At 72.0% G+C, this 12,244-nt stretch carries 13 protein-coding genes; all 13 read right to left on the reverse strand.

Features of this window, described 5'->3' with window-relative positions; all coding sequences use genetic code 11:
* Positions 1-113: 113 nt before the first annotated feature.
* The 13 genes from atpD to rpmE all read right to left on the reverse strand — a co-directional run bounded on the left by atpD (position 114) and on the right by rpmE (position 12,033).
* Positions 114-1,595, reverse strand: a complete 1,482-nt coding sequence (atpD, locus tag ACFVS0_RS20405) for a F0F1 ATP synthase subunit beta (RefSeq protein WP_430552472.1) — start codon at positions 1,593-1,595, stop codon at positions 114-116.
* Between the two features lie 79 nt (positions 1,596-1,674).
* Positions 1,675-2,574, reverse strand: a complete 900-nt coding sequence (locus ACFVS0_RS20410; protein ID WP_430564725.1) for a F0F1 ATP synthase subunit gamma — start codon at positions 2,572-2,574, stop codon at positions 1,675-1,677.
* A gap of 2 nt (positions 2,575-2,576) precedes the next feature.
* Complete coding sequence (atpA, locus tag ACFVS0_RS20415) at positions 2,577-4,205, reverse strand: F0F1 ATP synthase subunit alpha (protein WP_429767007.1); 1,629 nt, start codon at positions 4,203-4,205, stop codon at positions 2,577-2,579.
* Between the two features lie 80 nt (positions 4,206-4,285).
* Positions 4,286-5,101 (reverse strand): F0F1 ATP synthase subunit delta, encoded by an 816-nt coding sequence (locus ACFVS0_RS20420; RefSeq protein ID WP_430552474.1) that lies wholly within the window; start codon positions 5,099-5,101, stop codon positions 4,286-4,288.
* A complete protein-coding gene (locus tag ACFVS0_RS20425) occupies positions 5,101-5,712 on the reverse strand; it encodes a F0F1 ATP synthase subunit B (protein ID WP_430564724.1) in 612 nt (203 codons plus the stop codon). Before ACFVS0_RS20425 ends, ACFVS0_RS20420 begins: the two co-directional genes overlap by 1 nt.
* A gap of 2 nt (positions 5,713-5,714) precedes the next feature.
* On the reverse strand, positions 5,715-5,945 hold the full coding sequence (locus tag ACFVS0_RS20430; protein ID WP_079569652.1) for an ATP synthase F0 subunit C: 231 nt from the start codon (positions 5,943-5,945) through the stop codon (positions 5,715-5,717).
* A 101-nt stretch (positions 5,946-6,046) separates the two neighbouring features.
* Positions 6,047-6,730 (reverse strand): F0F1 ATP synthase subunit A, encoded by a 684-nt coding sequence (gene atpB, locus ACFVS0_RS20435; RefSeq protein WP_430552475.1) that lies wholly within the window; start codon positions 6,728-6,730, stop codon positions 6,047-6,049.
* A gap of 364 nt (positions 6,731-7,094) precedes the next feature.
* Complete coding sequence (locus ACFVS0_RS20440; RefSeq protein ID WP_430552476.1) at positions 7,095-7,562, reverse strand: hypothetical protein; 468 nt, start codon at positions 7,560-7,562, stop codon at positions 7,095-7,097.
* Entirely contained in the window at positions 7,559-8,806 is a 1,248-nt protein-coding gene (locus ACFVS0_RS20445) for an MraY family glycosyltransferase (RefSeq protein ID WP_430552477.1), read from the reverse strand. The genes ACFVS0_RS20440 and ACFVS0_RS20445 overlap by 4 nt, the downstream gene beginning before the upstream one ends.
* Entirely contained in the window at positions 8,803-9,552 is a 750-nt protein-coding gene (locus tag ACFVS0_RS20450; protein ID WP_430552478.1) for an L-threonylcarbamoyladenylate synthase, read from the reverse strand. The genes ACFVS0_RS20445 and ACFVS0_RS20450 overlap by 4 nt, the downstream gene beginning before the upstream one ends.
* A gap of 4 nt (positions 9,553-9,556) precedes the next feature.
* The gene (prmC, locus tag ACFVS0_RS20455; protein ID WP_430588982.1) at positions 9,557-10,561 is read right to left on the reverse strand and encodes a peptide chain release factor N(5)-glutamine methyltransferase; all 1,005 of its coding nucleotides are present in this window, start codon (positions 10,559-10,561) and stop codon (positions 9,557-9,559) included.
* Positions 10,554-11,648 (reverse strand): peptide chain release factor 1, encoded by a 1,095-nt coding sequence (prfA, locus tag ACFVS0_RS20460; RefSeq protein WP_430552480.1) that lies wholly within the window; start codon positions 11,646-11,648, stop codon positions 10,554-10,556. Before prfA ends, prmC begins: the two co-directional genes overlap by 8 nt.
* Before the next feature lie 175 nt (positions 11,649-11,823).
* Positions 11,824-12,033 (reverse strand): 50S ribosomal protein L31, encoded by a 210-nt coding sequence (rpmE, locus tag ACFVS0_RS20465; protein ID WP_430552481.1) that lies wholly within the window; start codon positions 12,031-12,033, stop codon positions 11,824-11,826.
* Positions 12,034-12,244: the final 211 nt, after the last annotated feature.

Below are 12,244 nucleotides of genomic sequence, written 5' to 3' on the forward strand. Positions count from 1 at the left end.
TCTTCCTCTTCCTTTCTCTTGCTCCCCTTGTTTTTGTGTTTTTTTTTCTTTTCCTCCCCCCCCCTTGCTTTTTCCTCCTCTCTTCCTTCCCCCCCCGCGGCGGGACGAGACCGTCAGGCCCCGTACTCCTTCTGGATCCGGGCCCAGTTCTCCTCGAGCATCTCGAGGCCGCCGATGTTGTAGAACGCCTGCTCGGCGATGTGGTCGAACTCGCCCTCGGCGATCTTCTTGAACGCCTCGATGGTCTCGCTCAGCGGCACGGTGGAACCCTCCACGCCGGTGAACTTCTTCGCCATGTAGGTGTTCTGCGAGAGGAACTGCTGGATACGACGCGCACGCGCGACGACCGTCTTGTCCTCCTCCGAGAGCTCGTCCACACCGAGGATCGCGATGATGTCCTGCAGCTCCTTGTTGCGCTGCAGGATCGACTTCACCTGGGTGGCGACGTCGTAGTGCTCCTGGCCCACGTAGCGCGGGTCGAGGATGCGGGACGTCGAGGTCAGCGGGTCGATCGCCGGGTACAGACCCTTCGACGCGATCTCGCGGGAGAGCTCGGTCGTCGCGTCCAGGTGGGCGAACGTGGTCGCCGGCGCCGGGTCGGTGTAGTCGTCGGCCGGCACGTAGATCGCCTGGAGCGAGGTGATCGAGTGACCACGCGTCGAGGTGATGCGCTCCTGCAGGAGGCCCATCTCGTCGGCCAGGTTGGGCTGGTAGCCCACCGCGGACGGCATGCGGCCCAGCAGGGTCGACACCTCGGAGCCGGCCTGCGTGAACCGGAAGATGTTGTCGATGAAGAGCAGCACGTCCTGCTTGCGCACGTCGCGGAAGTACTCCGCCATCGTCAGCGCGGACAGGGCGACGCGCAGGCGCGTGCCCGGCGGCTCGTCCATCTGGCCGAAGACCAGGGCCGTCTTGTCGAAGACGCCGGCCTCCTCCATCTCGGCGATGAGGTCGTTGCCCTCACGGGTGCGCTCGCCGACGCCGGCGAACACGGACACGCCGCCGTGGTCCTGCGCGACGCGCTGGATCATCTCCTGGATGAGGACCGTCTTGCCGACACCCGCACCACCGAAGAGGCCGATCTTGCCACCCTGCACGTACGGGGTGAGGAGGTCGATCGACTTGATGCCGGTCTCGAACATCTCGGTCTTCGACTCGAGCTGGTCGAAGGCCGGGGGCTTGCGGTGGATCGGCCAGCGCTCGGTGACCTCGAGCTTCTCGCCCTCGGCGAGGTTGAGGACGTCGCCGGTCACGTTGAAGACCTTGCCCTTGGTGATGTCGCCGACCGGCACGCTGATGGGCGCGCCCGTGTCGGTGACGGCGGCGCCGCGCACGAGGCCGTCGGTCGGCTTCAGCGCGATCGCGCGGACCAGGGAGTCGCCGAGGTGCTGGGCGACCTCGAGCATGAGGGTGAAGGACTTCTCCCCCTCGCCCTGCGACGACAGGTCGATGTCGACCGTCAGGGCGTTGTAGATGTCGGGGATCGCGTCCTCGGGGAACTCGATGTCGACGACGGGGCCGATCACGCGCGCGACACGGCCCACGCCGGGTCCGCTCTGGTGCTCGACCGGGGCTTCCACGGTGGTGGCGGTCATTGCTTGCCTCGCTTCGAAAGGAACGTTGCGGATGTCAGTACGGTCGTCAGAGCCGGCTGGGCTGCTGCCATGGCCGGCGTCATGACGCCGCGAGGGCGTCGGCACCCGAGACGATCTCGCTGATCTCCTGGGTGATGTCCGCCTGGCGAGCCTGGTTCGCCAGGCGCGTGTAGGTGCGGATCAGGTCCTCGGCGTTGTCCGTCGCCGTGTGCATCGCCCGCTGGCGCGCGGCCAGCTCCGACGCCGCGGCGTCGAGCATGAAGCTGAAGATGCGGCTGCGGACGTAGCGCGGCAGGAGGGCGTCGAGGACGCTCTCCGGCGACGGCTCGAAGTCGTACAGCGGGAACGTCTCGTGCTCGCCGGGTGCGGCGACGCCCTCGACGACCTCGAGCGGGAGCATCCGCACGACGCGCGGCCGCTGCGTGACCATGTTGACGAACTGCGTGTAGACGACGTGCAGCTCACCGACGCCACCCTCGTCCGCCGGGGCGAGGAACGCCCCGAGCAGGGTGTCGGCGATCTCGCCGGCGACGTCCGAGTCCGGGCTGTCCGAGCCGTACGACCACTGCCCCGCGAGCTGGCGCCCGCGGTAGCCGTAGTACGAGACGGCGCGCCGGCCGGTCGCGTAGAGCGCGACCTGCTTGCCCTCGCCCTGCAGCTGCGCGACGAGGCGCTCCGTCTCGCGGATGATCGACGCCGAGTAGGCGCCGGCCATGCCGCGGTCGGAGGCGATCACGAGGACCGCGACGCGGTCCGTGTCGTGGCGCTCGCTCGTCAGCGGGTGCTTGGTCGACGTGTGCGTCGCCACGGCCGACACCGCGCGGGTGATGGCACGCTCGTACGGCGACGCCGCGGCGGTGCGCGCCCGCGCCTTGCCGATGCGGGAGGCCGCGATCAGCTCCTGCGCGCGGAACATCTTCTTCAGCGACTGCGTCGACTTGATCCGCTGCTTGTAGATGCGCTGGGCTCCACCGGCCATGCTCAGGCCTTCTTCTGCACGACGAGCTGCTCCTGCTCGACGTCCGCGGAGTCGCCCTCGTCGTCGCCGCCGACGAGCGGGGTGCCGTCGGCCTTGAGGAAGCCGTTGCGCACGTCCTCGACGGCCGCGGCCAGCGCGTCCTCGGTGTCCTGCTCGAGCTTGCCGGTCTCGGCGATCGTGGAGAGCACCGAGGTGTGGCGACGCAGGTGGTCGAGCATCTCGGACTCGAACCGCTTGACGTCCTCGACGGGGACGTCGTCGAGCTTGCCCTTGGTGCCGGCCCACACGGACGCGACCTGGTCCTCGACCGGGTACGGCGTGTACTGGGGCTGCTTGAGCAGCTCCATCAGCACCGCACCGCGGGCCAGCTGGCCGCGCGACGCCGCGTCGAGGTCGGACGCGAACATCGCGAAGGCCTCGAGCGAGCGGAACTGCGCCAGCTCGAGCTTCAGCGTGCCGGAGACCTTCTTCATCGCCTTGATCTGCGCGTCACCACCGACTCGGGAGACGGAGATACCGACGTCGACCGCCGGGCGCTGGTCGGCGTTGAAGAGGTCCGACTGGAGGAAGATCTGGCCGTCGGTGATGGAGATGACGTTGGTCGGGATGTACGCCGAGACGTCGTTCGCCTTGGTCTCGATGATCGGCAGGCCGGTCATCGAGCCCGCGCCCAGGTCGTCCGAGAGCTTGGCGCAGCGCTCGAGCAGACGGGAGTGCAGGTAGAAGACGTCGCCGGGGTACGCCTCGCGGCCCGGCGGGCGGCGCAGCAGCAGCGACACGGCACGGTAGGCCTCGGCCTGCTTCGACAGGTCGTCGAAGATGACCAGCACGTGCTTGCCCTGGTACATCCAGTGCTGGCCGATGGCCGAGCCGGTGTAGGGGGCGATGTACTTGAAGCCCGCCGGGTCGGACGCCGGGGCGGCGACGATCGTCGTGTACTCGAGCGCGCCGGCCTCCTCGAGGGCGCCGCGCACGGACGCGATCGTCGAGCCCTTCTGGCCGACGGCGACGTAGATGCAGCGAACCTGCTTGCTCGGGTCGCCCGACTCCCAGTTGGCCTTCTGGTTGATGATCGTGTCGATCGCGATCGCGGTCTTGCCGGTCTGCCGGTCGCCGATGATCAGCTGACGCTGACCGCGACCGATCGGGATCATCGAGTCGATCGCCTTCATGCCGGTCTGCAGCGGCTCGTGCACCGACTTGCGCTGCATGACGCCGGGCGCCTGGAGCTCGAGGGCGCGGCGGCCCTCGCTCTCGATGTCGCCCAGACCGTCGATCGGGTTGCCCAGCGGGTCGACGACGCGGCCGAGGTAGCCCTCGCCCACGGGGACGGACAGGACCTCGCCGGTGCGGCGGACCTCCTGCCCCTCCTCGATGCCCGTGAACTCGCCGAGGACGACGACGCCGATCTCCCGGACGTCCAGGTTCAGGGCGAGGCCGAGCGTGCCGTCCTCGAACCGCAGCAGCTCGTTCGCCATCGCGCCGGGGAGACCCTCGACGTAGGCGATGCCGTCGGCGGCGACGGTGACGCGGCCGACCTCCTCGCTGACCGCGCCCTCGGGCTCGTACGACTTCACGAAGCTGTCCAGAGCGGCGCGGATTTCCTCCGGCCGGATCGTCAGCTCAGCCATTGCTCTCTCCTGTCGTGGCCGCGTATCGCGCGGCCTCACGTTCTGCGTAGCCGACCGGAGCCGGCGCTGGGCCTAGGGGTTCAGCCGGCCAGCCGGCGACGGGCGTCGGCCAGGCGGGACAGCACGGTGGAGTCGACGACGTCGGCGCCGACCTGGATGCGCAGGCCGCCGATGACGGCGGCGTCGACCGTGACGTTGAGCTGCACGGGGCGCCCGTAGGCACGCTCGAGCAGCCCGCCGAGCCGGTCCTGCTGGGACTGGCTGAGCACGCTGCCGCTCGTGACCGTGGCCACGAGGCGGCGGCGACGCTCGGCGGCGATCTCCCCGTACCACAGCAGCGTCGCCACGAAGCGGCGGCCGCGGAGGGCGGTCGTGGCCCGACGGGCGAGCACGAGCGTCACGTCGTCGACCTTGCCCGTGAGCAGGGAGTCGACGAGCTGCGCGCGGCGCTCGGGGTCGGTCTTGCCGTCCGAGAGCACCTGGCGCGCCTCACGCTGCCCGACGAGCGCCCGGGTCAGCCGGAACAGCTCGTCCTCGACGGTCTCGAGGGTGCCCCGCGCCTCGGCGGACGCCAGCACGGCGTCGAGCCCGAGACGCTCGACGGCGTCCGCGAGGTCCCGGTCGCCGGACCAGCGCGACCGCGCCAGGCCCGTGACGAGGTCCACGACCCGCTCGTCGAAGCCCCCGGCCAGCACGCGTCCGGCCAGGGCCGCACGGTCCTCCGGGTCGCGCGACGGGTCGGCGAGCGACCGGCGCAGCGGCCCGGACTCGTCCAGGGCTGCGACGACGGCGAACAGCTGCTCGCCGAGCGCCTTCGCGTCGGCCCCGGCGGACCGCAGGACCGGCTCGAACCGCTCCTGCGCCGCCGCGAGGGATGCTCCGCTGGTGCCCCGCATCAGCCCTCCTTGCCGACCGAGTTGCCGACCGAGTTGCCGACCGGCGCCGCCGTGCGCGACTCGTCGCCCGCGGCCTCGAGCTCGTCGAGGAAGCGGTCGACGACGCGCGACTGGCGCGCGGAGTCCTGCAGCGACTCGCCGACGATCTTGGACGCCAGCTCGGTGGCCAGCTCGCCGACCTCGGCGCGCAGCGAGACGGCCGCCGTCTGGCGCTCCGCCTCGATCTGGCGGTGGGCGGTCTCGACGATGCGCGAGGCCTCCTCGTGCGCCTTGGTGCGCAGCTCCGCGACGATGGCGGTGCCCTCGGCGCGCGCCTCCTCGCGGGTCTTCGCGGCGTCCGCACGGGCCTCGGCGAGCTGCTGGTGGTACTCCTTCAGCGCCTCCGCGGCCTCTTCCTGGGCCTTCTCGGCCTTGGCGATGCCGCCCTCGATCTTCGCGGTGCGCTCGTCCAGCACGGCCTGGAACTTGGGCAGGACGTACCGGTAGAACACGATCCCGACGATGATCACGATGATCAGCGACCACACGATGTCCGGCGTGTGCGGCAGCAGGATGTTCTGCTCGGTCCCCTCGGCAGCCAGAACCGCGGGGGTGTTCAGGGAAGAGGTCATCATCACGGAACGATGAAGCCGGCCACCAGGCCGAGGAGCGCGAGCACCTCGACGAAGGCGATACCGATGAACATCGTGGTACGGAGCTGGCCGGACACCTCGGGCTGGCGAGCCATGCCCTCGATCGTCTTGCCGATGAGGATGCCGAGGCCGATGCCGGGGCCGACCGCCGCGAGGCCGTAACCGACGGTGCCGATGTTTCCGGTGACCTCGGCGAGGGTGGTGACGTCCACTGGGTTTCCTTCCGTTGGGCGCCGGACCACGGTGGCCCGGCGTCGCTTTCGTGGGGTGCAGTTGTGGATCTGGTCCGGCTAGGCCGGGAACCGCGAGACGGTCAGTGCTCCGCCTCGACGGACATGTTGAGGTACACGGCGGTGAGGATCGCGAAGACGTACGCCTGCAGGGCGGCCACGAAGACCTCGAAGAAGAAGAACGCCGCGCCGGCCACGAACGTGCCCGCCCCGAAGAGCTTCATCGCGCCGGCCGAGTCGAAGAGGAAGAACGACGTGGCCGCGAAGCAGATCGCGAGCATGAGGTGCCCCGCGACCATGTTGGCCAGGAGCCGGATGACGAGCGTCGCCGGCCGCAGGATGAAGACCTGGAGCGCCTCGATCGGCACGAGCAGCAGGTACAGCGGCTTCGGCACGCCCGGGGGGAACAGCGAGTTCTTGAGGTAACCGCCGACGCCGTGCGCCTTGACGCCCGCCCCGAGGTACATCACGTACGTCCACGCGGCGAGCACGATCGGCAGGCCGATCACCGAGGTGCCCGCGATGTTGAGGAACGGGATGACGGCCGCGATGTTCATCACGAGGACCGTGCAGAAGATGGTCGCGAGCAGCTTGAAGTACTTGCGCCCGTTCTCCTGGCCCAGCACCTCGATGGCGATCGAGTTGCGGACGAAGTCGAGGACCATCTCGACACCGTTCTGGAACCGGCCGGGCACCAGCCGGGCGCGACGCGCGGCGAGGCAGAAGACCAGCAGCAGGACGGCCGCCATGATGACGCGGACCAGCATGATCCGGTTGAACTCGAAGGGCGTGCCCTCGAAGAAGATGGCCGGCGGGAAGAAGTCCGCGATCGTCGGCGCTTGGAAGCCACCGCCTTCGGCGGCAAGCAGCAGGGGGATCGCTGGCGTAGACAGGGGATTCTCCCGGAGGTCGTACGGTCCGGACGCTCCACTCCTGGGAGGGCACGCCATCGGACCTGGCCGTCATGGATTCGCGGACAGCCTACCGGATGTTCACAGGTGCTCCGACATCCCGGAGCATAATTTCCGGCCAGATCTCGCGGCTTGTGAAGAAGCGCACGATGTTGCCCCCGGCGACGGATGGTCGCCCGGCGCAAGCACCCTGGTCAGGAGGCTCGGCCGGAAGGCTCGGTCAGGGCTGCACGTAGGGCACGCGTCCGCTGTTCACGGCGCGGTAGTCGAGCAGCGCGGACCCGATCGCGCCCACGCCGAGCACGGCGATCAGCACCCACGGGGCGTAGAACGTGGCGCCCTGGAGCAGCGCCAGCACGACGATGAGGACGACGATCTTGGCCACCCAGGCGCCCATGACGAACGCCGCCATGCGCGCGGGGCTCGACCCCACGGTGCGCATCATCGACCAGATCGTCGTCGCGCAGAAGAAGGCCGCGATCGCGGCGCCCACCAGGGCGCCCCACAGCCCGGGCAGGCCGGCGACCAGCAGGCCGATGCCGCCGCCCAGCACCACCAGCACGCCGACCAGCAGGAGCGTGTCCCGCAGCGCGGTCCGCAGCACCCGGCGCTCGGCGTCGGTGGCGTGCTCGCCCGCCGCGCCGGCGGCGGGGTCGGGCGTCGGGCCAGGGGTGTCGGGCGTCGTCATCGGTGGCGTCCTTCGTGCGTCGTCAGGGTGGGCGCGGCCGGAGCGGCCGGGGGCGGGGTCGGGGATCGGGGGGCAGCGGGCGCGGGGTGCGCCGCCGCGACCGTCGGGTGGCTGCCGGTGGCGACGTCGTCGTCCAGGAACCGGCCCCGGGTGCGCAGCGGGCCGAGCGTGAGGAGCAGCGCCACCACCACGGCGACGCCGAGGCCCGCCAGCACGGCCTTCCAGTCCCACAGCACGAGCGCGGCCACCCCGAAGGAGAAGACGGCGGCCCACACGTACAGGATGAGCACCGCGCGCCGGTGGGAGTGGCCGAGCGCCAGCATCCGGTGGTGCAGGTGCATGCGGTCGGGGTGGAACGGCGACTTGCCGGCCGCGAGGCGGCGCACCACGGCCATCGCCATGTCGAGCAGGGGCAACAGCACCACCGCGACCGGCAGCAGCAGCGGGATGAACAGCGGCACGGCCTGCGCCCCGGAGAGCGTCGCGCCCATCGAGACGGGGTCGACGTTCCCCGTGATCGTGATCGCCGAGCCCGCGAAGACCAGGCCGAGCACCATCGAGCCGGAGTCGCCCATGAAGATGTGCGACGGGAAGAAGTTGTGCGGCAGGAAGCCGAGACACGCCCCCACCAGCACGGCCATCATGAGCGTCGCGAGGTTGGCGTAGTTCTCCGGCGTCGCCTGCTGGGTCAGCCCGTACGTGTAGAGCAGGAACGCCGAGCCGCCGATCGCCATCAGGCCCGCGGCCAGACCGTCCAGGCCGTCGACGAAGTTCACCGCGTTCATCGCCACGACGACCACCAGGATCGTGAGGAACAGCGAGATCCTCGACGAGGTGATGAACAGCCAGTCCGGGGTGGGCAGCGACGTGAGCTGGACCTGCTGCAGGGCCATGAACCCCGCCGCGAGCACCTGCCCGGCGAGCTTGGTCATCCAGTCCAGGTCCCACACGTCGTCGGCCCAGCCGAGCAGGCAGACGATGACGGCCCCGCCGACGATGCCCCACGCCTGCGGCCCCGTCTCGAAGACGCCCGCGAGGAACGGCATCTGCGAGGCCAGCACCACCGCGACGACGATGCCGAGCAGCATCGCCAGGCCGCCGAGCCGGGGCGTCGGCTGCACGTGCACGTCGCGCGCCCGCACCGCGGTGATCGCGTTCGTGCGGCGGGCGACCCACCGCGCGCCCGGCGTGGCGAGGTACGTGACCGCCGCCGCGACGAGCAGCAGGAGCAGATAGGCCCTCACCCGGCGGACTCCTCCGCGGGTGCGGAGCCGTGCTCCTCGGTCCGGTCGGGCGTGCTCGCGTCGTCGGCCTCGGGCGCGTCGGCGGTGGGCTCCTCGACGGGCTCGTCGACGCCGCGCACGGGCGCGACCTCGTTGAGCGCCTCGAGCGTGATCGCGCCCTGGCGCACCACGCGCAGCCGCTCGCGGGTGGCGTCCACGATCGTCGACGCGACGCCGCCGGGCGCGTCGCCGCCGTCGAGGTAGACGGTCACCGCGTCGCCGAGCTGCGCCTGCGCGTCGACGACGTCGAGAGCCGCCGGGTTGCCGGTGGCGTTGGCGCTCGACACCGCGAGCGGGCCCGTGCGCCGCAGCAGCGCCAGGGCTGCCGGGTGGTCGGGCATGCGCAGCGCGACGGTGCCGTGCGTCTCCCCCAGGTCCCACTGCAGCGACGGCTGGGCCTGCAGGATGATCGTGAGCCCGCCGGGCCAGAACGCCTCGGCCAGCTTGCGCGCGTCGTCCGGGACCTCGGTGGCGAGGCCGTCGAGCGTGCGCACGTCGGGGATGAGGACGGGTGGGGGCATCTGGCGCCCGCGGCCCTTGGCCGCGAGCAGGGCCGCGACGGCCTCCGCGTCGAAGGCGTCGGCGCCGATCCCGTAGACGGTGTCGGTCGGCAGCACCAGCAGGCCGCCGCGCGAGACCGTGTTCACCGCCTCGTCGATCGCAGGGCCCCAGGTGTTCGGGTCGGTGACGTCGTGCACGCTGCTCACGGGCTCAGTCTGTCACGGTTCGACCGGCCGCCGGCCGGACGTCCGGGTGCGGGGACGGGCGCTCGGGCGCCCGGTCGGAGCGGCGCGCCACCACCATCCGCGGCCGGCCGGTGAGGTCGTCGCGCGTGCTCACCGCGCCGAACCCGGTCGTGCCCACGGTCGTGCCCGCCACCATCGCGCGCGCCGCGGCGGCCTGCACCTCGGCGTGCTCCATGACGTACAGCCCGCCGGGGCGCAGCAGGCGCGCCGCGGCGGCGGTGACGCCGCGCGGCACCTCCAGCCCGTCGTCGCCCAGGCCGTAGAGCGCGACCGCCGGGTCGTGGTCGGCCACCTCCGGGTCGCGCGGCACCGCGCCCGGCGGCACGTACGGCGGGTTGGAGACGACGACGTCGACGGTGCCGTCCAGCTCGCGCAGCGCGGTCCGCGCGTCGCCGCGCAGCAGGTGGACGACGGCGTCCGGCCGGTCGCCGGTCGCGGCGGCGACGTTGCGGCTCGCCCACCCGTGGGCAGCGGCGTCCAGCTCGACGGCGTGCACGCGGGCGCCCGGGACCTCGGTCGCGACGGCCAGGGCGATGGCTCCGGACCCGGTGCACAGGTCGACCACGACCGCCGTGCCCTTCCGGGCCACGACCCGCGCCGCCTCGTCGATCGCGACCTGCGCCACCTGCTCCGTCTCCGGCCGCGGCACGAAGACGCCCGGCCCGACGGCGAGCTCCAGGTGCCGGAAGGGGGCCACGCCGGTGAGGTGCTGCAGCGGCTCGCGGGCGGCGCGCCGCGCGACGTCGGCGGCGAACCGGTCGCCCGCGCCGTCCGGCAGGGCACGGTCCAGCACCGCGAGGCGCCGCGCCTCCGCCCGGTCGACGCCGAGGGCGTGGGCGAGCAGAGCCTCCGCGTCGACGCGCGGGCTCGGCACGCCCGCCGCCCCGAGGCGCGAGGTCGCCCAGCGGAGCGCCGCAGCCGCGGTGCGGGGCACCTCGTCGGCCACGGCGCCGGGCACGGCGTCAGGCACCGGGTCCGCCGGCCGCTGCGAGCCGCGCCGCCTCGTCGGCGTCGACGGCCGAGCGCACCACCGGGTCGAGGTCGCCCGCGAGCACGTGGTCGAGGTTGTACGCCTTGTACCCGGTGCGGTGGTCCGCGATGCGGTTCTCCGGGAAGTTGTAGGTGCGGATCCGCTCGCTGCGGTCCACGGTGCGCACCTGGGAGCGCCGCACGTCGGCGGCGGCCGCGGCGGCGGCCTCCTGCTGCGCCGCGAGCAGCCGGGCGCGCAGCACGCGCATCGCCTGCTCCTTGTTCTGCAGCTGCGACTTCTCGTTCTGCATCGACACGACGATCCCCGTGGGCACGTGCGTGATCCGGACCGCGGAGTCGGTCGTGTTCACCGACTGGCCGCCCGGGCCCGACGACCGGTAGACGTCGATGCGCAGGTCGTTCTGGTCGATCTCCACCTCGCCCGGGTCGTCCACCTCGGGCAGCACCAGCACGCCGGCGGCCGACGTGTGGATGCGCCCCTGCGACTCCGTGACCGGCACGCGCTGCACGCGGTGCACGCCGCCCTCGTACTTGAGGCTGGCCCACACGCCCTCGGCGGGGTCGGAGACGCTGCGCGCCTTGATCGCGACCTGCACGTCCTTGTAGCCGCCCAGCTCGGTCTCCGTCGCGTCGAGCACCTGCGTGGCCCAGCCGCGCCGCTCGGCGTACCGCAGGTACATGCGCAGCAGGTCGCCGGCGAAGAGCGCCGACTCGTCGCCGCCCTCCCCCGCCTTGATCTCGAGGATGACGTCGCGCGCGTCGTCGGGGTCGCGCGGCACCAGCACGCGCCGCAGCCGCTCGGCGGCGTCGTCCGCCGCCGCGCGCAGGGCCGGCAGCTCCGCGGCGAAGGCCTCGTCCTCCGCGGCGAGCTCGGCGGCCGCCTCCGCGTCGTCGCGCGCCTGCTCCCACGCCCGGTAGGCCGCGGCGACCTGGTTCAGCTCGGCGTAGCGGCGCCCGAGCGAGCGGGCGCGCGCCGCGTCCGCGTGCACGGCCGGGTCGGCCAGCGCGCGCTCGATCTCGGCGTGCTCGTCGAGCAGCGGCCGCGCGGCGGCGAACGAGTCGGTCATGGGTACTCCCGGTCCGGGCGCGAGGCCGCGTCGGGCCCGGCGCGGACCACCTCACCGGGACACGCACTGCCTCGACGGGTGGCGAAACTCCCTCGGCAAAGCAGAAGCGCCGGTGGTCCGTCGTCCGACTGCCCCTGGAGAGGTTGTCGGGCGGACCACCGGCGCTGTCAGGCAGCTACTTCTTCTTGCCGTAGCGCGCCTGGAAGCGGGCGACGCGGCCACCGGTGTCGAGGATCTTCTGCTTGCCCGTGTAGAACGGGTGGCAGGCGCTGCAGACCTCGACGCTGATCTTGCCGGAGGTCGCGGTGCTGTGGGTCGTGAACGTGTTGCCGCAGGTGCAGGACACCTGGGTGACGACGTACTCGGGGTGGATACCGGACTTCATGATGCTCCTTGGTGTGATGCCGCCGGGTCGCCCCGCAGGACAGCGGGCCGTGAACCGGAAGGCCGACGAACCATTGTGCCAGAACGCGGACGCGCCCCGGACATCGCCCGTGGGGGGGGGGGCCGGGGGGGGGGGGGGGGGGAGGAACTCGGGTGGGGTGGCTCTGGGGGGGGGTCCCCCCGGCACCCGCGGCGCGGCCCGGCGGCGGCCT

The sequence above is a fragment of the Isoptericola sp. NPDC058082 genome (assembly GCF_042885055.1).
In the GTDB taxonomy this organism is placed as follows: Bacteria; Actinomycetota; Actinomycetes; order Actinomycetales; family Cellulomonadaceae; genus Isoptericola.

Coding starts and splice junctions, on each gene's coding strand:
- atpD (WP_430552472.1), bottom strand. CDS start 1,595: ATGACCGCCACCACCGTGGAAGCCCCGGTCGAGCACCAGAGCGGACCC.
- ACFVS0_RS20410 (WP_430564725.1), bottom strand. CDS start 2,574: ATGGCCGGTGGAGCCCAGCGCATCTACAAGCAGCGGATCAAGTCGACG.
- atpA (WP_429767007.1), bottom strand. CDS start 4,205: ATGGCTGAGCTGACGATCCGGCCGGAGGAAATCCGCGCCGCTCTGGAC.
- ACFVS0_RS20420 (WP_430552474.1), bottom strand. CDS start 5,101: ATGCGGGGCACCAGCGGAGCATCCCTCGCGGCGGCGCAGGAGCGGTTC.
- ACFVS0_RS20425 (WP_430564724.1), bottom strand. CDS start 5,712: ATGACCTCTTCCCTGAACACCCCCGCGGTTCTGGCTGCCGAGGGGACC.
- atpB (WP_430552475.1), bottom strand. CDS start 6,730: ATGCTGGTCCGCGTCATCATGGCGGCCGTCCTGCTGCTGGTCTTCTGC.
- ACFVS0_RS20440 (WP_430552476.1), bottom strand. CDS start 7,562: ATGACGACGCCCGACACCCCTGGCCCGACGCCCGACCCCGCCGCCGGC.
- prfA (WP_430552480.1), bottom strand. CDS start 11,648: ATGACCGACTCGTTCGCCGCCGCGCGGCCGCTGCTCGACGAGCACGCC.
- rpmE (WP_430552481.1), bottom strand. CDS start 12,033: ATGAAGTCCGGTATCCACCCCGAGTACGTCGTCACCCAGGTGTCCTGC.